Annotated in this window: 19 protein-coding genes; 10 read left to right on the top strand and 9 right to left on the bottom strand. The window is 66.5% G+C overall.

What is annotated here, in order from left to right:
• The first annotated feature begins 168 nt into the window (after positions 1–168).
• From dctP to solA, 4 genes are all read left to right on the top strand, one after another.
• Entirely contained in the window at positions 169–1,086 is a 918-nt protein-coding gene (gene dctP / locus BJEO58_RS11310) for a TRAP transporter substrate-binding protein DctP (RefSeq protein ID WP_180951931.1), read from the top strand.
• A gap of 36 nt (positions 1,087–1,122) precedes the next feature.
• Positions 1,123–1,644: a TRAP transporter small permease gene (locus BJEO58_RS11305; RefSeq protein ID WP_101589588.1), complete on the top strand. Its 522-nt coding sequence runs from the start codon at positions 1,123–1,125 to the stop codon at positions 1,642–1,644.
• Between the two features lie 2 nt (positions 1,645–1,646).
• Complete coding sequence (locus BJEO58_RS11300) at positions 1,647–3,050, top strand: TRAP transporter large permease (protein WP_101589587.1); 1,404 nt, start codon at positions 1,647–1,649, stop codon at positions 3,048–3,050.
• Between the two features lie 99 nt (positions 3,051–3,149).
• Positions 3,150–4,301, top strand: a complete 1,152-nt coding sequence (gene solA, locus BJEO58_RS11295; protein ID WP_101589586.1) for an N-methyl-L-tryptophan oxidase — start codon at positions 3,150–3,152, stop codon at positions 4,299–4,301.
• A gap of 20 nt (positions 4,302–4,321) precedes the next feature.
• Here solA and BJEO58_RS11290 read toward each other — a convergent pair whose 3' ends face one another.
• The 5 genes from BJEO58_RS11290 to BJEO58_RS11275 all read right to left on the bottom strand — a co-directional run bounded on the left by BJEO58_RS11290 (position 4,322) and on the right by BJEO58_RS11275 (position 9,320).
• Positions 4,322–5,521, bottom strand: a complete 1,200-nt coding sequence (locus tag BJEO58_RS11290) for a PucR family transcriptional regulator (protein WP_101589585.1) — start codon at positions 5,519–5,521, stop codon at positions 4,322–4,324.
• Positions 5,522–5,564: 43 nt separating this feature from the next.
• On the bottom strand, positions 5,565–5,723 hold the full coding sequence (locus tag BJEO58_RS14995) for a hypothetical protein (protein ID WP_180951930.1): 159 nt from the start codon (positions 5,721–5,723) through the stop codon (positions 5,565–5,567).
• Between the two features lie 249 nt (positions 5,724–5,972).
• The gene (locus BJEO58_RS11285) at positions 5,973–6,749 is read right to left on the bottom strand and encodes a hypothetical protein (RefSeq protein ID WP_101589584.1); all 777 of its coding nucleotides are present in this window, start codon (positions 6,747–6,749) and stop codon (positions 5,973–5,975) included.
• Positions 6,750–6,915: 166 nt separating this feature from the next.
• Positions 6,916–8,631: an acyl-CoA dehydrogenase family protein gene (locus BJEO58_RS11280; RefSeq protein WP_101589658.1), complete on the bottom strand. Its 1,716-nt coding sequence runs from the start codon at positions 8,629–8,631 to the stop codon at positions 6,916–6,918.
• The gene (locus BJEO58_RS11275) at positions 8,628–9,320 is read right to left on the bottom strand and encodes a TetR/AcrR family transcriptional regulator (RefSeq protein ID WP_101589583.1); all 693 of its coding nucleotides are present in this window, start codon (positions 9,318–9,320) and stop codon (positions 8,628–8,630) included. Before BJEO58_RS11275 ends, BJEO58_RS11280 begins: the two co-directional genes overlap by 4 nt.
• 36 nt (positions 9,321–9,356) lie before the next feature.
• Between BJEO58_RS11275 and BJEO58_RS11270 the strand changes: the two genes are divergently transcribed.
• Both BJEO58_RS11270 and BJEO58_RS14990 read left to right on the top strand, forming a co-directional pair.
• Positions 9,357–10,874, top strand: coding sequence for a class I adenylate-forming enzyme family protein (locus BJEO58_RS11270; RefSeq protein WP_101589582.1), 1,518 nt, complete (start codon positions 9,357–9,359; stop codon positions 10,872–10,874).
• Positions 10,875–10,893: 19 nt separating this feature from the next.
• The gene (locus tag BJEO58_RS14990) at positions 10,894–11,181 is read left to right on the top strand and encodes a hypothetical protein (RefSeq protein ID WP_180951929.1); all 288 of its coding nucleotides are present in this window, start codon (positions 10,894–10,896) and stop codon (positions 11,179–11,181) included.
• A gap of 459 nt (positions 11,182–11,640) precedes the next feature.
• On the opposite strand, the gene BJEO58_RS11260 is transcribed toward BJEO58_RS14990, so the two are convergent.
• Both BJEO58_RS11260 and BJEO58_RS14985 read right to left on the bottom strand, forming a co-directional pair.
• The gene (locus BJEO58_RS11260; protein WP_101589581.1) at positions 11,641–12,144 is read right to left on the bottom strand and encodes a mycothiol transferase; all 504 of its coding nucleotides are present in this window, start codon (positions 12,142–12,144) and stop codon (positions 11,641–11,643) included.
• Between the two features lie 201 nt (positions 12,145–12,345).
• Positions 12,346–12,489, bottom strand: coding sequence for a hypothetical protein (locus tag BJEO58_RS14985; protein WP_180951928.1), 144 nt, complete (start codon positions 12,487–12,489; stop codon positions 12,346–12,348).
• A 174-nt stretch (positions 12,490–12,663) separates the two neighbouring features.
• Here BJEO58_RS14985 and cutA point away from each other — a divergent pair, with 174 nt between their 5' ends.
• Complete coding sequence (cutA, locus tag BJEO58_RS11255; RefSeq protein WP_219617109.1) at positions 12,664–13,041, top strand: divalent-cation tolerance protein CutA; 378 nt, start codon at positions 12,664–12,666, stop codon at positions 13,039–13,041.
• A 207-nt stretch (positions 13,042–13,248) separates the two neighbouring features.
• Positions 13,249–16,074 carry a penicillin acylase family protein gene (locus BJEO58_RS11250; protein ID WP_101589580.1) on the top strand — a complete coding sequence of 942 codons (2,826 nt, stop codon included), beginning with the start codon at positions 13,249–13,251 and terminating at the stop codon, positions 16,072–16,074.
• Here BJEO58_RS11250 and BJEO58_RS11245 read toward each other — a convergent pair.
• The gene (locus BJEO58_RS11245) at positions 16,058–16,630 is read right to left on the bottom strand and encodes an Ltp family lipoprotein (RefSeq protein WP_101589579.1); all 573 of its coding nucleotides are present in this window, start codon (positions 16,628–16,630) and stop codon (positions 16,058–16,060) included. The two genes, BJEO58_RS11250 and BJEO58_RS11245, sit on opposite strands and share 17 nt — an antisense overlap.
• 219 nt (positions 16,631–16,849) lie before the next feature.
• Here BJEO58_RS11245 and BJEO58_RS11240 point away from each other — a divergent pair, with 219 nt between their 5' ends.
• Both BJEO58_RS11240 and BJEO58_RS11235 read left to right on the top strand, forming a co-directional pair.
• Positions 16,850–18,238, top strand: coding sequence for an FAD-binding oxidoreductase (locus tag BJEO58_RS11240; protein ID WP_101589578.1), 1,389 nt, complete (start codon positions 16,850–16,852; stop codon positions 18,236–18,238).
• Positions 18,239–18,430: 192 nt separating this feature from the next.
• The gene (locus BJEO58_RS11235) at positions 18,431–19,351 is read left to right on the top strand and encodes a hypothetical protein (RefSeq protein ID WP_144573808.1); all 921 of its coding nucleotides are present in this window, start codon (positions 18,431–18,433) and stop codon (positions 19,349–19,351) included.
• 394 nt (positions 19,352–19,745) lie between these two features.
• On the opposite strand, the gene BJEO58_RS11230 is transcribed toward BJEO58_RS11235, so the two are convergent.
• Positions 19,746–20,750: an NAD(P)H-dependent flavin oxidoreductase gene (locus BJEO58_RS11230; protein WP_101589576.1), complete on the bottom strand. Its 1,005-nt coding sequence runs from the start codon at positions 20,748–20,750 to the stop codon at positions 19,746–19,748.
• Positions 20,751–20,772 lie beyond the last annotated feature (22 nt).

Here is a 20,772-nt window from a genome sequence, read left to right as displayed (position 1 = left end):
GTCGGTCACGTCCTCGCATTCGCACCCGCATTCCAGAACGGACATATAACCATGAAGACATCGAAGAAGATCACGACAGCTGCTGCACTGCTTGCGGTTGGACTGGTCGCGTCAGGCTGTGCCGGAAGTGGTGGCACGGGCGACGACGGCGGTCAGATCACTCTCCGGGTGGCTGGACAGAACAATGAGGAACATCCCAACACGACTGAGCTGGAAGCCATGGCCGAAACCGTCGAAGCAGAGACGGACGGCCGCGTGACGATGGAGATCTTCCCCAACAACCAGCTGGGTGACTACACGCTGATGTACGAAGAGATCAGCCAGGGGACCGTCGACATGGGGCTCATCTCGACACCGTCCCACCTCGACAGTCGTCTTGAGATCCAGTTCCTCCCGTACCTCTTCACAACATACGAGGATGTCCACGAGCACTTCACCCTCGACTCTGTCCTGGGAGAGGCGATGAGAGAGATCCACAGCGAGCAGAGCATCGAGCTGCTGGGCTTCTTCGCAGAAGGGTTCGGCGGCATCGCGACGAATCAGCCCGCGACCGACCCGGCGGACCCGACGGTCGGCAAGGATGTCGTGGTCCGAGTCCCGGAGATCCCGATCACGGCGCAGAACACACAGGACATCGGTTACAACACCGTGTCAATGCCATACGCCGACGTCTATCAGGGCCTCCAGACCGGTGCAGTCGACGGATGGACCGGTGGGCATCCACTGGTGAACTATCTGCAGTTCGAAGACGTGATCAATCACTATTACCAGTACAACAACAACTTCGAAGCCACACACGTCCTCATCAATCAGGACACGTTCGAGGGATTGGACGAGGGAGATCAGCAGGTTCTGACCGACGCTGGTCTTCAGCTGACGGAGAACAGCTACACGATCGCGGAAGACATGGAGATCGAGTACCGCGACAAACTGGCAGAGGAAGGCATCGAAGTCGTCGAGTTCAGCGACGAGGAACTCGAGGGACTTGCCGAGTACTCGCGCGAGACGTCATGGCCCACGCTGGATGACCCGGGCCAGATCGAGCTGCTGGAAGAGGTCACCGATTCCATGGGCGTGGACTACTGAAGGCGGGGTCGCGACGCGAGAAGGAGGTGAGTCCACGTGAAACCGGTACTGCAGGCGATCTGGGCCGGATTGGTTCGGTTCCAGAAGTGGGTCATGTTCCTGTCATGCGCCGCGATCATCATCGGACTGTTCGCTGAGGTCATCTGTCGCTACGTCTTGAGGACGAGCATCTTCGGCATGAACGAGTTGGTGCTCATACCGGCGATCTGGATGTACTTCATGGGAGCTTCGTATGCGGCGCACCAGGGTTCGCACATTTCCGCGAACGTCCTCCAGGTGTACCTGCGGAGCGAGCGGGCCAAAGCAGTCCTCCGATTGATGATCGCAGTCATCAGCATGATTCTCGGCGTCATCTTCGCCTATTGGGCGACCTATTACGTGATGGACAGCGTTCAACGCGGCGGCACGACGAGCATCTTCGACATTCCACTCGTCATTCCCCAGAGCGCAGTCGTCCTGAGCTTCGTGCTGATGGTCTTGTACACGGCCGTCGACGTGGCGAAGGCGGCGCGTGATGTCCGCGCCCCACAGGGCATACCGACGGCAGTGGAGGAGTAGCGATGGAGATCTTCATCGGCCTTGTCATCCTCTTCGCTCTCCTCATCGTCGGAGTGCCGGTCTTCTGGACGTTCCTCGGGGTGACGCTCTTCCTGGTCGTCAGTCTGGGATACGACCCGAACTTCCTGCTGCCGTACGGATACAGTCAGCTCAACTCCTCGCTGCTGCTGGCGATTCCGCTCTTCATCATCGCCGGGAAGCTCATCGAGCGCGGTGGCATCGGCGATGTGATCGTGGAATGGACCGAGCTTCTGATCGGCAGGGTCAAGGGTGGGCTGGGTGTCACGACCGTCGTCGCATGTGCGGTGTTCGGCTCCATCTCTGGAAGCGCGCTCGCCGCACTGTCGACCATCGGATCGATCATGTTCGGCAAGCTTCACAGGGCGAACTACCCGCGAGGGTTTGCGACCGCGCTCGTTGCCAATGCGTCAGTCCTGGGTCTGCTGATCCCGCCCAGCGGGATCATGATCCTGTACGCGTGGATTGCGAACGTGTCTGTCCTTGCTGCGTTCCTCTCGACGCTGATCCCGGGGATCATCCTCACGGTCATCCTGAGCGTGATCACCATGATCTACATGCGGAATCGTTCGACCGCCGCAGGCTCAGGGACGGACGGACCGGTGCCTGGCGGGGGAGCGGCGCCACGGGGATTCGCCGGTGCTCCGAGCTTCGTGCCTGCACGGCAGGAGTCCGTGCTCATGACCGCGGTGGAGCCGCCGACGGTAGCTTCACGGGCCAAGGCATTCGCGAAGGTGACTTTCAGGGGAATCCCTGCGCTGCTCCTGCCCGTCATCATCCTGGGTGGCATCTACAGTGGCCTCTTCACCACAGTGGAAGCCGCGGCCGTCGCTGCCGTGTACACGATCCCCGTGGGGCTGTGGATCTATCGAAGGCTGCGGATAGGCGAGCTCAGGCCGGTGCTCATCGAAGCCGCCACGACGACCGGCGTGGTGATGGTGATGGCCTACTCGATGATGATCCTCAGCCGAGTGTTCACGATGGAGAAGCTGCCGGAGAAGATCAACGGCGTGCTGCTGTCCGTATCGAGCAATCCTGCGGTCATCCTCATCATGATCAACCTCTCTATCCTCATTCTGGGGATGCTCATCGATGACGTCAGCGGAACACTGCTCATCACTCCGATCCTGTTGCCTGTCGCTATGAGCATCGGGGTCGATCCGATACATTTCGCCGCGATCCTCGGGGTGAACCTCGGGCTGGCGAACATCACGCCGCCCACCGCCCCCTTGCTGTACTTCGGCAGCCAGTTGGGCAATGCGCCCATCAACGAGATGCTCAAGCCTGCACTGATGATGATCGTGTGCGCGTGGATTCCCACCCTCATTCTCACCACGTACATTCCGGACCTGTCTCTCTGGCTCCCACGGGTGATTCTGGGGTATTGACATTCAGCGCCGTGGAGCGCCGCACGCGGCAATCGAAAGAGGCCGCGGGACCAGGGGCCGGTGGGGCGAAAGCGCCGTGGCACGACGAGGAGAGATGACGTGCGAACTGCAGCAGTCGGAGTGATCGGCATCGGAACGATCGGTGCTATGACGATGTGGCAGGTGGCCCGCCGCGGGCACAGCGTCATCGGATTCGAGCAGCATGCCCCCGGGCATCAGCTGGGAGGCGCCGCCGGGGATACTCGATGGGTGCGGGTCGCGTCTGAGGGCGAGAGGTACATTCCGCTCGTTCAGCGGGCGCTTCCTCTGTGGCGGGAGCTCGAGGATGACAGTGGTATGTCGCTCTTGGACCAGTGCGGCGGACTGTACGTGGGGCCGCCCGGCGGAGCATTCATCCGCTCCGTTCGAGCGAACTGCGAGCGGTTCGATCTGCCGCACGACGTGCTGCGACCGGAAGAGATCCGTACGCGCTACCCGCACCTGCGGGTGGGTGACGACGAAGTGGGCATCTACGAGGCTGACGCCGGGCACGTGCAGGCCAGCGCCTCCGTTGTGGCGGCGGCACGTGCAGCGGAGGCACACGGAGCCGTCATCCACCCCTACTCGACCGTCACAGCAGTGCAGCCCACAGATGATGGCGTACTCGTCACTGTGGACGGAGAGGATTGGTCCTTCGACCGCGTCGTCATTGCGACCGGAGCGTGGGGCAGGGTTCTGCTTCCGGATCACATTCCTCACCTTGAGATCGAGCGGTTCCTCGTGTCGTGGTACCCGACAGTGCAGGGGTCACCGTGGACTCGCCCCGGAACTCCCATCTTCGAACGGCAGGGCGACGAGTACATCTTCGGCAGCTGGCCATCGACCGACGGGACCAGTGTCAAGGTCGGATTCGCGGCGCCGCTCGATACGCTGCGCGATGCGGCGGACATGCATCAGGGATACTCGCAGAAGGCGGCTCAGGTCACCGATGCGTACGTGGCACAGTGGCTCGACCACGTCATCCCGCACAGCGTTCGACACGCAGTGGGTATGGACGGGCACACGCCTGACCGCGATTTCGTGCTGGGGTTCCTTCCCGAGCTGCCGAACATCGTCGTAGCCCTGGGGCAGGCAGGGCACGGGTTCAAAATGAGCCCTGCCACGGGCGCGGCTGTAGCGGATCTGCTGGAGTCGGGCGAGACGCACCCGGACCTGGACGGCTTCCGGCCCGACCGGTTCACGATCCTGCCGTATCTGGACTTCGGTGGGTGAATGACTCCGGTATCGGCCGATCAGCGGATCCGGTTCGCCACCAGCAGCCACAGGTGCACGATCAGGCGATTGCGGCCATCTGCCAGGCTGATTCCGGTGGAGTCCTCGAACTGCTTGAGCCGGTAGTAGACGGTTGCGCGATGGATATAGAGCCGTTCTGCGGTCATCGCGGCGTTGGCGCTGGTATCAAGATAGGTGCGCAGCGTCGTCAGTACCTCGTCTGATTGGCGCCCCAATGCGTCGATGAGTCGAGGAGGGAGGTCCTGCTCGTCGATGTGGGGACGGATGACCGCCGTGACGAATGCTTCGAACGGGCGCTCTTCCCACGCGACACGGGGAGAGTCCTCATCGATAGCAATGAGCAGAGCATGTTCCGCGTGGGCGAAGGACACATGAGCACGGTCCATCTCGACCACATCGCCCACCCCGATGTGGAGTTTCGCACCGCCCGTCGAATCGAGAGATCGGACCCGATCATGGACCCTGTCCGCGAGCGAGATCAGGTCGGTCTGGCGAGGAGGCCCCGACATCCACACGATGCCGAAGCCCTGCGTGTGGGTGTTCTCCGCGAACGCACTGGTGTCGAAGGTCGCGGTGGTCTGTCCCCACACACGCCTGAGCAGTCGCATGTGGTCGACCGATGCAGGGGTGTCTGCGTCATGGGCGAAGCTCATGGAGAGCACGGCGATCGTGGCGCTGGGGAGCTCACCGAAGTCGCGAAGAGCGTCGATGCCACGTGCGCGTTCATCGGCGTCGCCGGACACTGCCAGAGCCACGACCCGATTGAGGTGTGCTTCCGCGCCTTCCCGTTCTTCGCTCCTGTCGAGCAGGAGGCCTTCGACAATCGCGGCAGTGGCGTCGCATTCGCGCAGGTCCTCGTCGGTGAAGTGGTCATCGAGGATGATCCACATGAGTCCGACCAGCTCTGTCGAGGACCGCAGGGGGAAACCCAGGCGATCGTTGACGAAGCCCGCCCGTCCCGTCGCCGGAACTCGGAAACGACTTCTCGCCGTGTACAGCCCGTGCGCGATGACGTGGTCACGGATCTCCGCGGGTGTCTGCCGCTCAATCAGAGTCTGATGGCGCAGCGGGTCGTCGTCGCCGAACTGGTGCGAGCTGTGCCCGATGTGGACCAGGTCGGCGTCGTCGACCGCTACGCTGCGGCGGATGCGGTGTGCGAGCTGTTCGATCGCGTCGACGATGGCATCCTGTTGTGACATGTGCTGAAGCTACCCGACGATTCCACCGGATGAAGACCGGGGGTCAGCGGTTCGACCGCCACTCCTGCGGGCGACCTTCCCGTACACCCCGCCCCGGTACCTCGCCCGCACGCGCCAGGTAGTGCGATTCTGCGGCCTCTGCCGGCGTGAGGTCCAGCAGCACTGCTGCCTTCAGCCACAGTGCTGTGCGCTCGACGATCACGCGGCCGTTCGGCTGCACCCGCGCCGAAGGGCGTGCACTGCACCACCGCTGACGACCGCCCGGCCCGGCACGGTCAGCTCACAGGCGCGTCGGAGGAAGCCGGGTCCGCTGCGCCGAGTCACCGGGAGGGTCGCGAGGAGGAACTGCCCTCTGACGGCAGAACGACGGCGCCGCCGCTCCGCAGTGGAGCGGCGGCGCCGTCATCGTGGGTGGTCGTGTCGGTGTCCACCGGGGCCAGTGCTGCGGCTGTCAGTGCTGCGGCGGGTGGCCCCGATCGTGCAGTGGCGCGTTCGGGTCATCCTCCGGTGGCAGCGACTGAGGGGCGGCATTCTGATCCTGCGGCGCCGGCTGGCCGTGCGGTGTGGGACGCGCGGGCGCGGCGGGCGGGCCCTCCGTCGCCGGCTGCTGCGGCGCGGGCTGCTCGGGAGTCGGCTGGCCCTGCGGAGCAGCGTGCGGGGCTGGCTCTGCCGATGGGACATACGGCGTCGGCTGGCCGTCCGGAGCGTGCTCCGCCGGTGGCGGCTGGACCGCTTCGTCTGCCTGGAACGGCTGTGTCGGCTGCTCAGCCGGTCCGGGCGCGTGAGCGGTCCCCGGTGCAGCCGCGGCTGCACCTGCACCTGGAGCTGCGGCTGAGCCTGGAGTCGGCGCTCCGCTCGCCCGGTCGCCCTGCCGGTTGGTCTTGATGTCCGGGTCGATCCGGTCGGCTTCCCGCAGGTTCTCGTCGTGCTCGTGCCGCAGGTGGTCTGCGTTCGCGCCTGTGGTCTGAGCGTCCATCTCGAGGCGCTCCGCACGTGCGGACTTCTCGTCAGCCTCGGCGCGGGCCTTCCGCGCGGCAGCCTCCGTCTCGGCGGCCTGCGCCTCCTCTCGTCGCAGCTGTTCTTCACGCTGCAGGGCGGCTGCGCGCTTCTCCTCTGCCTTGACGCGGTCGGCCTTCTGGTTCCGGTTGCGGAAGACGAAGGACATCACCACCAGGACGGCGAGGATGACGACGATCGCGATGATGATCCAGAGCAGTGTTGTGTCCATGACAGCCTCCCTTGAAGTCTGCGATACCTGTCCCCATCATGTGGGACATGAGCGATGTCGCCCAGTGCCGCGCCACGTTGTCAGCGGATTGACAGGGTCGCTTGCCTGCTGCAGGGCGGCCAGCGTCACCTGCCCGCGTCACCTGCCCGCGTCCCCGACCGGCGGCTCAGCCCGCAGCCCGCTCGACCAGCAGATCGATCGCGACGCCGTCCGGCAGCGCACCGTACTCGCGTCCGCGGTCCTCACCGATGCGTGCGTGCACGAACGACTCCGCCACCTCGGCCGGGGCGTGCTCCACCAGCACTGCTGCCTGCAGCAGCAGAGCCATGCGCTCGACGAGCACGCGGCCACTCGACTGCAGCCGGGCCACAGCGCCGGCATCACCGCCGGCGACCACCTGGCCTGCCGCGGTCAGATCAGCCGACAGGCGCTCGACGGCCCGGTCGTACGCATCGACCCGCCCGAGCCCGGTCTCCACGTACGCGAGGAACGCCTTCGCGCTCGCCGGGTCCTTCGCCATCGCGCGGATGACGTCGAGCACGATGACGTTGCCGGACCCCTCCCACACCGCCATCACCGGCTGCTCGCGGTACCGCATGGCCAAGGGGAAGTCCTCGGTGTAGCCGTTTCCGCCCAGGCACTCCAGCGATTCGTAGGCGTGCTCCGGCCCTCGCTTGCAGATCCAGTACTTGGCGACTGCGGTGGCGATCCGGCGGAAGTCCGCCGTGTCCGCGCTCTCATCGTCATGGGCCCTGGCGAGGTGAATGGCGGTCCAGACGGCGGCCTCGGCCTCCAGCTGCAGGTCCGCGAGCACGGACCGCATGAGCGGCTGGTCGACCAGGCGGGCGCCGAAGGCGGACCGGTGCTGGGCGTGCCAGACGGCCTCGGCGACGCCCTGTCGCATGCCGGCAGTGGACCCGAGGATGCAGTCCAGGCGGGTCCGGTTCACCATCTCGATGATCGTGCGCACGCCGCGTCCCGGTTCGCCGACCAGCCACCCGTGCGTGTCCTCCAGCTCGATCTCGCTGGAGGCGTTCGACCTGTTGCCCAGCTTGTCCTTGAGCCGCTGGATGCGGAACGGATTGCGCTCGCCGCCGGGCAGGATCCGGGGGACCAGGAAGCAGCTCACGCCCTCCTCCAGCTGCGCCAGCACCAGGAAGGCGTCGGACTGCGGCGCGGAGCAGAACCATTTGTGCCCCGTGAGCAGGCAGTGGCCGCCTGTCACTCCTCCGAAACCCAGGGGAGTGTCCGCCGCCGAGGTGCCGGCCGCCTCGATGCCCGAGGCGCCGGTCGCCGGGACGGCACGGGTCGTGTTCGCGCGCACGTCGGAGCCGCCCTGCTTCTCCGTCATCGCCATCCCGAACGTCACCGCGCGCTTGTCATGGGCGTCGACGAGGCGCGGGTCGTACGTCGTCTCGAGCAGGCGCGGCAGCCAGAACTCCGCGTGCGGAGTGTCCTGGAGAGCGGCGGCTGCGGAATGCGTCATGGAGACGGGGCAGGCATGTCCGGGTTCGATCTGGCTGAAGAGCATGAACCGCGCCGCGCGCTCGACGTTCGCACCCGGGCCGGGGTGTGCCCATGCGTGGGAGTGGGCGCCTGCGGACAGCGCGTCGTCGATGATGCGGTGGTAGCCGGGGTGGAACTCGACGTCGTCGACCCGATGGCCCCACCGGTCGTGCGTGGACAGCTGCGGGGTGATCCGGTGGGCGACGGCGGCGTCGCGCTGGAACGACTCGCTGCCCACTAGGCGGCCGATGCGGCCCAGTTCGTCGGCGTCCGCCTGCGGTGCGAGTGCGGTGACGGCATCGACGAGCGCGGTGTTCGAGGTGTACTCGTCGACGTCGATGCGGGGTGCGGACTGGTTGAGGACGGTGTGGGTCATGGCGAGTCCTTTCGCGGGGGTGCGCCGACTGCGGCGAGGCAGAAGGTGGTCATGGACGTGATGAGGCGGCCGGCCTCGGCATCGGTGAAGTCCGTGCGGCCCTCGTCGTGGACGGGCTCCTGGAGGCAGCCGGACAGCGCCCCCACGAGTGCGCGGGCGGTGACGGAGGTGTCCTGTGCCGGGACGTCGCCCGTGGAGATGCCCGCGTCCAGGCGCCGCGCGATCGCGGCGGCGTAGTCTGCGCGGAAGCGCAGGCGTTCGGCCTCGACGGCGGGCGGGAGCGCTTCGAAGAGGAGTGCGTCGGCGAGTCGCGCACCCGCCAGCGCTCTGGTGAGGAAGGTGTCGACGAGGGCGGCGACGGCCTCGGCGGCGGTGGGGGCGGTGTCGAGGGCGTGGGTGACGGCGGCGAGTTCGTGGCCGGAGGCGTGGGCGAAGGTGCCGCACAGCAGTGCGTCGCGATGAGGGAAGTACGTGTAGATCAGGCCCGCCGAGCAGCCAGCGCTGGCTGCGACGGACTTGACGGTGGCCGCAGAGAATCCGGAGGCGGTCACGAGGGCGCGCGCGGCCTCCGCAATGGCGTACTCGCGCTGGGCGGCGTTGCGCCGGGTGGCGTCCGTCTGCCGATACAACGTCCGCTCGACCTCCTCTGCCGTCCCGCGATTGCCGCCAAGGTTTGAACCGTGGTTCAATCAGTAGAGTATGACACCGATCACAAGAAGTGGGCAATGAAGCTCAGCACGATGCTTCGCGGGTCCGCGATGCGGGCGCCCCAGGCACAGGCACTGGTCAGCGGTGACACGACATGGACGTACACGGAGCTCGTGGGGGAATCCGAGAAGGCCGCCGGAGTGCTGGCCGATCGCGGAGTGAGGTCCGGCGACACCGTCGCGGCGATGACGTTCAACGAACCGGCGTTCGTCTTCACGGCCTTCGGCGCGTGGATGCTGGGTGCGACATTCGTCCCGGTGAACCACAAGCTGCAGGTCCCGGAGGTCGCCTACACGGTCGGCCACAGCGGAGCGACCGTGGGCGTCGTGAGCGGAGAGCTCGCGGAGACGGCACTGGCGGGTGCGCCGGACGTCGACTGGCTGACGACCGGAGCGGGCGGAACGTTCGAGGAGCTCCTCGCAGAGGCCAAGCCCTGGACGGAGACCCACGACGACGACCGAGCGCCCGCGGAGGTTCTCTACACATCCGGGACGACGAGCGCGCCCAAGGGATGCGTGCACACGCACGACTCCCTGGTGCGGCTGGCGACGCAGATCTCGCTGAACCTGGGGTACGAATCAGACGAGCGGATCCTCATCGCGATGCCCATCTGGCATTCCGCACCGCTCAACGTCTGCATGCTGCCGGTGCTGCTGATGGGCGGCACGGTCGTGCTGCAGAGGGAGTACCACCCGATCGAGACGCTCGAACTGATCGGCGCGGAGCGGATCACGACGTTCTTCGGTCCGACGGTCGCGTACCTGGCGCCCCTGCGTGCGGCCGCGGCGCACGGGAAGGACTTCGCGGACTTCGACTTCTCGTCGGTGCGGCGCTGGACGTTCGGAGGTGCACCGATCGACGCCGCGGGGACCGGCACGATCCTCGAGTCCTACCAGCCGGGAGCGCACTACCAGCTGTTCGGGATGTCGGAGACGGGTCCCAGCGGCAGCATGCTGCGGCCGCACGAGCAGCTGGAGAAGCCGGGAAGCATCGGGAGAACCGGGATGATCGGAGTGCAGATGCGCGTCGTCACCGCGGACGGGACGGAGGCGGGGCCGGGGGAGTCGGGCGAGATCTGGTTCCTGTCGGACACCGTCATGAAGGGATACCTGGGGAACCCCGAGGCGACCGAGGCCGCATTCGAAGGACGCTGGTACAAGACCGGCGACATCGCGCGAGTGGATGAGGACGGCTACTACTACGTCGTCGACCGGCTCAAGGACGTCATCATCGTGGGCGGTGAGAACGTGTTCTCCCTTGAGGTCGAGGAGGCGATCGCACTGCATCCGGGCGTGGCGGACGTGGCCGTGGTCGGGAAGCCGGATCCCGAGTGGGGCCAGCAGGTCGTCGCGTTCGTGACCCCCGCAGAGGGTGACGCGGGAACAGGCCTCACGACGGAGGGCCTGCGCGGGTTCCTCGAATCGAAGCTGGCGCGCTACAAGCTGCCGCGGGAGGTCGTCATCGAAGAGTCACTGCCGCGGAACCCGTCCGGCAAGCTGCTCAAGCACGAGCTGCGGACGGTCGCCGCTGGGTGACGGTCCGTAGACTCGACCCATGTTCGGAGACAACCTGGCTCACGCCCGCATCGATGCACTCACCCGACGAGTCACTGCGCTCGAGGCGCTGGTCGAGCGGCTCGTCGACGATGCGGGCATCTCACAGGACGAGGTCGCAGAACTGCGTCAGGCCTCGAACCCGGGGCTGACTCCTGAGGTGCGACGACTGGTCGCAGAGGACCGCACCATCGAGGCGATCAAGCAGTACCGCAGGGCCACCGGTGCCGGACTGATCGATGCGAAGCGCGCTGTCGAGGAGTACGCGGCCCGCGGTCACTCGTCCTGAGCAGGGCCACCACTCCTGAGCAGCCGGATCAGCCCGCCCGTTGACGGTTCACGTACGGTGGCACCAGCCCCGTCAACGAACACAGCGCAGTGTCCGCTCTTCGGTCCATGCGACGAGTGTCGGCTGCACGATCGCTGCTTCCAGAAGGATCTTCCGGAGCGGAAGAAGGTCTGGGTGGGCCGCTGGGCCGTTCGCAGAGGGCGGCGTTGAGCTGCTGGCGCTGCGGCTCAAGATCCGCCGCCGTCACCACGACTTCGCGCGGGAGCGGTGGGATGCCCCCGACGCGGCGGAGGCCTGAGAGCCCGAGGCGTGAGGCCTCGAAGCCTGTGAACCTGAGGCGTCAGGCCCCGAAGCCTGAGAACCCGAGGTCCGCCCTGGCCGAGGTCGGAGCCGGCTCCTCGTGGGGAGCGGATCAGGCCTCGGGAGGACTCTCGAGCCAGCTGGGTCTTACGGGGTCGCTCAGCCTCGCTGGGTTCCCGTCACGTAGGCCGCCTGGCCCACGTGCTGCAGGGCATCCGCGTAGATGCTCACCAGACGTGCACCGCGCGTGACCGGCGGGTTCCAGCTCTCATCGATCACGTCAGCCAGATCATCGGGGCGGAGCGTACTGATGTAGTCGAGGGACTCGTCCGTCACCGCGGAGAGGTAGCCGCGCAGCAGGTCCTTGTTCTCGACGACGATCGCTCGCGCCTCGTCCTCCGTCTGGCCGAGGCCCAGGTCGTCGTCCGGCACGCCGAGGTCGAAGCGTGCGGACCAGCCCTGTGCCCAGATCTGCTCACGGCCCGAGGCGTCGGCCACCTGCACGTCGATCTCGCGACCGGTGTGCCAGACGAGCCACGCGATCGAGTTGGGATGACCGGCGGGGTGCTCGTTGAGCTGCCCGGAGTCCACGGAGTCCCAGAAATGGTCGAGTTCCTGCAGGGGGCGGTGAGCAAGGTCGGTGAGGAGTTCTCGTGCGTCCATGTCCTCAGTGTGCACGTCGCACTGCGCGCCCGGCTAGCCCAATGGGTACGGGCATTTGGGGATGCCCTCCAGGTCTGGACGGTGACGCGACCGTCGCCAGCGGCAACGTTGACGACCCGCACCTGAGGCGCCGGGTGCAGGAGCAGATCGACCGGGCGAACGCCACGCTGGCCCGGGTGGAACCGGGCGAGGGAGTGCCTGTCAGTCCCGCGTGGCCCACTTCAGGCGCTTCTTGGTGCCCAGCTTCTCCGCGGTCGGGACCACCAGCAGCGCCAGCATCGGAGAGAACATGAGTGCCGCAAGGCCGAGGACGGAGATGATGGTGCTGATGTCGGCGTCGCCCATGGAGCCGCTCCTTCCAGACAGGTGTGGATGCCACTCGCCGCGTGGTGACGGGTGGCTCGAGAATCGCACCTCAACCTTATCGACTCTGCGGCGACAAGCGAAGTCGCCTGACGAGGCATGAGATCCGTGGCAGTGCCTGACAGACTGGGCGCACGTCGAGGAAAGGACCGAGTCATGACCGGCACCCCACACCAGCCCGACATGCAGCCCGGCGCGGTGCCCGGCTCCCAGCCCGCCTGCGTCGCTGCGGAGACGACGACGGACTCCCGCGAGGTCGCGGAGCACCTCGCCTCCACCGCCGTCGACCAGTGCCTCGCCGCGTGCGTCCAGATCTCTGCGATCCGCAGCTACTACCGGTGGGAGGGCGAGGTGCAGAACGACCCGGAATTCCTCCTCACGTTCAAGACGACCGCGGCCGCTGCGGACGGACCGCTCAAGGAGTTCCTCGACCGCGAGCATCCCTACGACGAACCGGAGCTCATCATCGTTCCGATCATCGGCGGCAGCGACTCCTACCTCGCGTGGATCGCGGACAGCGTCACGGTCGACTGACGGATCGTCACCGGACGGGCCAACCGTCACACCTCTGTAACAAGCTGTGCGAACCTGTCGCTTACCTGTGTAAACGGTGGGAGACTGTGGGGTGCCGTGACTCGGGCCACTCGGTGAAGGTGCCGCAGCTGGCCGCTCACGGGCACCGACTCTCAGTGCACGGGGATGGAACCCCGTGCACTTCGACTCTCAGCGAAGGACCGGTCAATGGCGCAGCGCGGAACGTCGCAGGACGAGTCGATCACGGACTCCCAGACGACACGCGACACCGCGAAGCCCCCGCGCTCCCGCCTCCGCCGGATCCTGCTCGCGACTCTCGCGGGTCTGCTCGTCCTCGCACTCCTCCTGACCGCCGTCCTCACATGGTCGGTCATGCGCGCCTTCCCGCAGACGGACGGAGAGATCGAGGTCGCAGGGCTCCAGAGCGCGGTGACCGTGCAGCGCGACAGTCACGGCATCCCCACCCTGACCGCTGAGACCACGGACGATCTCTTCCGCGCGCAGGGCTTCGCCCACGCGCAGGATCGCTTCTGGGAGATGGACTTCCGCCGCCACATGACCGGCGGTCGCCTGTCTGAGCTGTTCGGGGAGGCGCAGGTGGGCACCGACTCCTTCCTCCGCACCCTGGGGTGGCACCGCATCGCACAGGAAGAGGTCGACGCGCTGCCGCCGGATGCGCTCAGCTACTACGAGGCGTATGCCGACGGTGTGAATGCCTACCTGGAGGAGCGGCAGGGCGGTGCGCTCGCCTTCGAGTACACGGTGCTCGGCCTGCAGAACCGCGGCTATGAGCCAGAGCCGTGGACTCCCACCGATTCCGTCGCCTGGCTCAAGGCGATGGCCTGGGATCTGCGCACGAACATCGAGGACGAGACGACCCGCGCACTGCTGGGCCAGAGTCTGGATCCCGACAGGCTGGGCGATCTGTACCCGGGGTACCCCTTCGACGAGCACCCCGTGATCATGGCGGAGGACCCGGACGCCTCGGAGGTGACCGACGCGGACATTCCTGCCCCGGCCTCCGGGCCGGCGACTGACGACGACGCCGAGGCCGCCGCTGCGGAAGACGCCGCGGCCGCCGATGCCGAGGCGGCCGATGCCGAGGCGGCCGATACCGAGGCCAGCGCGAGCGCTGTGCCGTCTTTGAGCTACGACACCTCGGCTCTCAGTGATCTGCTCGCGCGCGTCGACGCACTGGTCGGTGGGGCGGCTGAGGGGATCGGCTCCAATTCGTGGGTGATCGGCGGCGAGCACACGGACAGCGGCAGTCCGCTGCTCGCGAACGACCCCCACCTGGGCGCCGCCCTGCCGTCGGTGTGGACGCAGATGCAGCTGCGCTGCGCCGACGTCACCGACGAATGTCCCTTCGACGTGGGCGGGTACAGCTTCTCCGGGCTTCCCGGCATCGTCATCGGCCACAACCAGCAGGTCGCATGGGGCTTCACGAACCTCACGACGGATGTCGCGGACCTCTACGTCGAGCGCGTCATGGATGACGGCTACCTGCGCGACGGCGAGACGGTTCCGTTCGAGACCCGCCAGGAGACCATCGAGGTCGCCGGGGGAGACGATGTCGACCTCGAGGTGCGCTCGACCGGGCACGGTCCGGTCGTCTCCGGCCTCACACCGGAGTTCACCGCGATCGCGGAGGCTCCCAGGGTGGGGGCCACGCGAGGTGCGGAGGAGCGGCCGCTGGACCCGGCCTCGGGAACGGACCCGATCCCCAATGGCGAACCGTCGGAGGACACCCCTCTGTCGACCGACGACTACGCGCTGAGTCTGCGGTGGACCGCACTGGACGCAGGCTCGACCGCGCAGGCCATCTTCTCCCTCAACCTGGCCGAGGACTTCTCCGACTTCCGGCACGCAGCCTCGCAGTTCGACGTGCCGGCGCAGAACCTCATCTACGCGGACACGGACGGCAACATCGGATACCAGGCACCGGGCCGGCTGCCCATCCGCGGCGAGGGCGACGGATGGCTGCCGCAGCCCGGATGGGACAGCGCGTACGACTGGCAGGGCTTCATCCCCTTCGAGGAGCAGCCGGTCGTGTTCAACCCGGATTCGGGCTACATCGTCACGGCCAACAACGCGATCGTGGACGATGACTACGAATACTTTCTCAGCCGCGACTGGGACTACGGGCACCGCGGTGCACGCATCGTCAAGCTGCTGGAGAGCGCGATCGACGCCGGTCCGGTGACGGCGGCGGACATGGCGGACATCCAGATGGACAACGAATTCCCCGCGGCGGACTCGCTGCAGGACCTGTACGCGGATGTCTTGGTCGAGGATGAGGACGTGCAGGGTGCGCTCGCCCTGCTCGCGAACTGGGATGGACAGAACAATGCGGACTCGGCGGCTGCCGCGTACGCGAACGTGCTGTGGGACCACGTGACGGCGGGCATGGTCAACACGCACGGGGCGACGGCCGATGCCGGTGCTGGACCAGGCACGGCACCGGGCGGTGTCGACGAGTCGTCGGAGCGGACGATGATCCCGCGCGGCGATCAGTCGCGGTTCGCGGTGTTCCTGGCAGAGCAGGCTGATGATGAGGACAGTCCGTGGTGGGGCGGTGCGCGCGACGAGCTCCTGCAGCAGGCCGCCGAGGATGCACACACGGAGCTCGTCGATCTGCAGGGGGCTGATCCGGATGAGTGGAGCTGGGGTGAGCTGCACGCGCTGCCGCTCACGCACGAGACGTTCGGGACGAGCGGCATCGCGCCTGTCGAAGCGCTGTTCAATAGGGGTCCGTACGAGACCGGAGGAGGGCCCGGCGTGGTGAACGCGACGGGATGGGACCTCGACGACGGGTATGCGACGACGACCGTCCCGTCGTTCCGCATGGTGGTCGACGTGGGGGACTGGGACGCCTCGACGTGGCAGAACCTCACGGGGCAGTCCGGCCACGCGTTCCACGATCACTACACGGATCAGGCGGACGACTGGGCCACCGGGACGCAGTACGGGTGGGCGTACTCGGAGGACGCAGTGCACAATGCGGCGGAGGACACGCTCACGCTGACGCCGTGAGGCGAGCGTCAGTACGCCTGGTTCGCCCGTATTCGGCCTGTGCATCGGTGAAGCCCTCATAGACCAGCTGATCGATCAGTCCCTGCAGGGAGAACGAGCTGTACTCGAGGTAGGACTCCGCTGACTGCACAGCCTGCTCTGACCAATCGACGTCGAGGGAGTCGACTGCGTGTTCAGCGTCGGCCGTGCTGAACCCCTCGTACTCCAGCTGATCGATCAGGCCCTGGCGCGAGAACGCGCTGTAGTCCAGGTACGATTCCGCGGATCCCCGGGCGTTGCTCTGTCCGGACGTCTCGTCCTGCGCGGATGAGCCGCTGTCCTCCGCGACGACCTCCTCGGCTTCCTCGGGTGGCTCAGGGCGCTCGGCTTCGTCGTTCTCCGGTTCGACCGTCACGGTCCTCGTGACGGTGACAGTGGGTGCAGGCTCTGCGGCCGCCGTCACCGTGACGGTCACGGCCGGCTCGGGAGTTTCCGAGGCAGCGCTGTTTCCACCGCCGCATCCGGCCAGGGTGAGGAGCGCGAGGGAGCCGACGGCGACCAAGGGTTTCGTTGTCACAGGGAACGTCCTCTCAGTAGGAACCGGTCCGTGACGAGAACACCGCGGGCGGTTCGTCAAGGTCTCTCGTAAATCGTACGACACCTACGAGGTGATCGTACGTGTGCGGCGAGTGAACACATGATCCGTCTCAGGAGATGGGAGGCAGGGCGAACGGTCGGGACGCCGCCCCCTCCCGGGTGGGGTGGAGAATGGAGGAGCCCCACGCGAAGGAGACCCATGGACCTGCATCCCCTTGCCGATCAGCTGAGCGACGGCGCGCTGACCACCGACCCGGACGTCGTGGCTGCGCATTCGAGGGACGAGGCGCTCTTCTGTCCTCATGACGGTGCGATCGCGCTGGTCCGCGCGAAGACCGTCGAGGACGTGCAGGCCACGGTCCGCTTCGCTCACGCGCAGGGCATCCCCGTCGTCCCGCAGGGTGCACGCAGCGGAATCTCCGGGGGAGCGAACGCGACGGAGGGGTCCATCCTGCTGAGCGTCGCGGCGATGAAGGACGTGCTGGAGGTGAATACGTCGGAGCGCACGGTCCGCGTCCAGCCGGGCCTCATCAACCAGGACCTCAAGGACCACCTGCGACCGTTCAACCTGTCCTATCCGCCGGACCCGGGATCCGTGGGGATCTCCTCGATCGGCGGGAACATCGCCACGAACGCGGGCGGTCTGTGCTGCGTGAAGTATGGGGTGACCCGCGACTTCGTCCGCAGCATTGATGTCGTGCTGGCAGACGGCACTCTCACGACCTTCGGACCCCAGACCGCGAAGGGTGTCGCCGGCCTGGATATGCGCGGGCTCTTCATCGGCTCCGAAGGCACCCTGGGCATCGTTGTCGAAGCCACGCTGCGCCTCATCCCGCTCATGCCGGATCCGGTGACGGCGGTGGCCGTCTTTCCCGACGAGCGTTCCGGTCTGCAGGCCGTCGCGGACTTCATGACCGCGGGTGGGCAGCCGAGCCTTTTCGAGTTCCTCGACCGCGCCAGCCTCTCCATGCTCAACTCCTACGGTGACTTCGGCCTGGACGATGAGGCCGGGGCGATGCTGCTGGTCCAGTTCGATCAGTCGCCCGCGGAGGCTGCGGACATGCTGGGTGCCTTCGGCGCCGTCGCCGAGGCCGCGGGCGCCGTGGACGTAGCCGTCTCCGATGATCCGGCGGACTCCGCTGCTCTGGTCGCCGCCCGTCGGTCGATCCAGCCTGCGTATGAACACTTCGCGCATGCGCACGGTGGAGGACAGCTGCTGGACGACGTGTGCATCCCCCGGGCGGCGATGCCGGAGTTCTGCGACCGGCTCGACGAGCTGCGCGAGTCGACGGGGCTCACGATCGCCCTGGTCGCCCATGCGGGCGACGGCAACACCCACCCGTCAGTCTTCTTCGACTCCTCCGACGCGCAGCAGACCGCGACGGCGGAGGCCGCGTTTGCACAGATCATGCAGATCGGTCTGGACCTGGGCGGCACGATCACCGGCGAGCACGGAGTCGGCTACCTCAAGAAGGGGTGGCTTGCGAAGGAGCTCGACGAGGGATCCCGCTGGGCCCAGCGCGCGGTGAAGGACGCGCTGGACCCGAAGAACATCCTCAATCCGGGAAAGATGCTCGCGGAAATCTGAGAGCAGTGATCTGAAGCTCTGCGAGTCGAAATCGTCAGAGTGGACCCGGACTGATCGACGCAGTTGATTGACGGACAGAGAGATGACATGGCCGGTGGCGTGATCGCGTACAAACCGAACGGCTCGAACGTGGTCCTGCGGCACAGTCTCTGGCTGGAGTGGGACCGGAAGTGCTATTGGTGCACTCGGCCCTTGTTGGATTCGACGTGGGCAGACATCGATCACCTGATCCCTCAGAGGGGTTTCGACGCGGCACGGAGTCGTGCGGGGCTTCCGTCGTCGTTCGAACTCCACGCGGTGGAGAACCTTGCGCCGATATGCGGTTCCGGATCGCGGTGCAACCAGACGAAGCCCGAGGACATCTCCGGCATCCTGGGCCCCATCCAGACTGCGGTCGCACGTGCTGAGCAGCGCGCGCCTGCAGTGCGGGACAGAGTACGTCGCGTCCGGTCAGCAAGGGGCGTTGAAGCGGGACTCGTGAAGTTCATCGCGAGCGATATCGACGACCGGATCGCTCGGCTGGGTGCTGAGTACGGTCCGCAGATCCTCCAGCGCCTGTATGCGATTGACCCACAAAGCGTGGACGAATACACGTCATCACACGGTGTGGAGGTGGACTTCCATGCACTACGGACGAATGGGTTTGACGCGCCGGCGCCAGCCTCGCTGCTGGTGAACAGTGACGGGCGCTTCGCCTTCGACGCTGCCCGCCGACTGTACGGCGTCCGCGTCGAGGAGCACCTGGGCGAGCCGGTTGAAGCAGCTTTCGCCGAGGTCGTGGACCAGATCGAGGACGAGTTCTCCGATCGGACCGACGCGTACGATGCCCGGAGCACTTTCACCGCAGACCGCCTTCCGGACCTGAGCTTCTCGCTCGTCAGGTGGGGGTTCGATGAGTCGGCTGGACTGGAGATGATGTTCATCGTCGAGATGCGGGCATTATTCGTCTGCTCGACAGCACTGACGGACAACGACGCGACATTGGTGAGCGGGCAGCTCGAGACGGACACCGTGGCGCAGGCTGAGATCCATCTCGTGATCGCTGGTGGCGACGTCTCAGCCAACCACGAGCTCACGTCTTTCAAGTTCGTGGATTCGTCACACACCTACTGACGAGCCCGGGGTCCCGTTCGAGAACTTCACGAGATCTCTGGCTCGGTCACGTCGTCGGGATCGGATGGTCCTCGATCTGGATCGTGGCGGAGGGGCACACGTACTCAGCCTCCCGTACAGCTTCCCACTAGGATTCCGCCGGGCTCGGCATACAGCAGCCCGACGAACTCCCCGTTCTCCTCCCGGTTCGGGGAAACCCCCGACGCACCATCGGCAGCTGTGGTGCGATCATCGTGGCCACTGCACCGCGCAGGTTCATCTGCGCGGTGCTGTGGCCACGAGGGGCACTCTGATCGCGGCGCCGGCGGCGAAGGCGCGCCAGTGTCCGATCGACGGTCGCCGCCTACGCGATCGAGACGTAGCCCCCGCCAGGTCTACCGGGACCGCTTGCCATCTACACCTGCATCTGGGGAGTCGGTGCGGTGGTACCGGACCTGAGAACGGTGTCCAGCTCGTCGCGAGTGTCCTGGTACTGACTGCGGAGCTGAGCGACGAGCTCCTCGGTCGACATCGACGTCTTCACTGCGCCGATGCCCTGGCCGGCGCCCCAGATGTCCTTCCACGCCTTGGCCTTGACCGCTCCCTGTGAGAAGTTCATCTTCGACGCATCGGACTGGGGCAGATCATCCGGATCGAGGCCCGCCGCCTCCACGCTGCGGCGCAGGTAGTTGCCGTGTACGCCCGTGAACAGATTGCTGTAGACGATGTCCGACGCGCTGCTTTCGAGCACCATGTTCTTGTGGGTTTCAATCGCGTTCGCCTCGTGGGTGGGGAGGAACGCCGATCCGACATAGGCCAGATCGGCGCCCGCCGCCTGGGCCGCCAGGATCGAGCTGCCGTGGGCAAGGGCACCGGAGAGGACCAGAGGCCCGTCGAACCAGTCGCGGATCTCGCGCAGGAGGGCGAAGGGGGACTGCGTTCCTGCATGACCTCCCGCACCTGCGGCCACGGCGATGAGCCCGTCGGCTCCCTTCTCGATGGCCTTGTGCGCGAACTCGTTGTTGATCACGTCATGGAGCACGATGCCGCCGTAGGAGTGCACAGCTTCGTAGATCTCGGGCCGTGCGCCGAGCGATGTGATGACGATCGGCACCTGGTGGTCGACGATGACCTCCATGTCCTGTTCCAGCCGCACATTGGAATGGTGGACGATCTGGTTCACCGCGAACGGGGCCACTGGACGTGAAGGGTTGGCCGCGGCGAACGAGGCGTTCTCCTCCGTGATCTGCGCGAGCCAGTCGTTGAGGAGCTCGGCGGGCCTCGCGTTGAGCGCGGGGAAGGATCCGATGACTCCCGCCTGGCACTGGGCGGCGACGAGCGACGGACCGGACACGATGAAGAGTGGTGCGGCGAGAACGGGAAGGGACAGGGACTGACTCAAGATCGGGGGGACTGGCATGAGGACTCCTGTGATCGTTGCT

This window comes from Brevibacterium jeotgali (genome assembly GCF_900169175.1).
GTDB classification, from domain to species: domain Bacteria; phylum Actinomycetota; class Actinomycetes; order Actinomycetales; family Brevibacteriaceae; genus Brevibacterium; species Brevibacterium jeotgali.
This window is presented reverse-complemented; position numbering and strand designations above follow the sequence as displayed.

Bases quoted from the DNA above. Each gene is read 5' to 3' on its own strand.
- BJEO58_RS11300 (WP_101589587.1), top strand. From the start codon at position 1,647: ATGGAGATCTTCATCGGCCTTGTCATCCTCTTCGCTCTCCTCATCGTC.
- BJEO58_RS11290 (WP_101589585.1), bottom strand. From the start codon at position 5,521: ATGTCACAACAGGATGCCATCGTCGACGCGATCGAACAGCTCGCACAC.
- BJEO58_RS11285 (WP_101589584.1), bottom strand. From the start codon at position 6,749: ATGGACACAACACTGCTCTGGATCATCATCGCGATCGTCGTCATCCTC.
- BJEO58_RS11280 (WP_101589658.1), bottom strand. From the start codon at position 8,631: ATGACCCACACCGTCCTCAACCAGTCCGCACCCCGCATCGACGTCGAC.
- BJEO58_RS11270 (WP_101589582.1), top strand. From the start codon at position 9,357: ATGAAGCTCAGCACGATGCTTCGCGGGTCCGCGATGCGGGCGCCCCAG.
- BJEO58_RS14990 (WP_180951929.1), top strand. From the start codon at position 10,894: ATGTTCGGAGACAACCTGGCTCACGCCCGCATCGATGCACTCACCCGA.
- BJEO58_RS11260 (WP_101589581.1), bottom strand. From the start codon at position 12,144: ATGGACGCACGAGAACTCCTCACCGACCTTGCTCACCGCCCCCTGCAG.
- BJEO58_RS14985 (WP_180951928.1), bottom strand. From the start codon at position 12,489: ATGGGCGACGCCGACATCAGCACCATCATCTCCGTCCTCGGCCTTGCG.
- cutA (WP_219617109.1), top strand. From the start codon at position 12,664: ATGACCGGCACCCCACACCAGCCCGACATGCAGCCCGGCGCGGTGCCC.
- BJEO58_RS11250 (WP_101589580.1), top strand. From the start codon at position 13,249: ATGGCGCAGCGCGGAACGTCGCAGGACGAGTCGATCACGGACTCCCAG.
- BJEO58_RS11240 (WP_101589578.1), top strand. From the start codon at position 16,850: ATGGACCTGCATCCCCTTGCCGATCAGCTGAGCGACGGCGCGCTGACC.
- BJEO58_RS11230 (WP_101589576.1), bottom strand. From the start codon at position 20,750: ATGCCAGTCCCCCCGATCTTGAGTCAGTCCCTGTCCCTTCCCGTTCTC.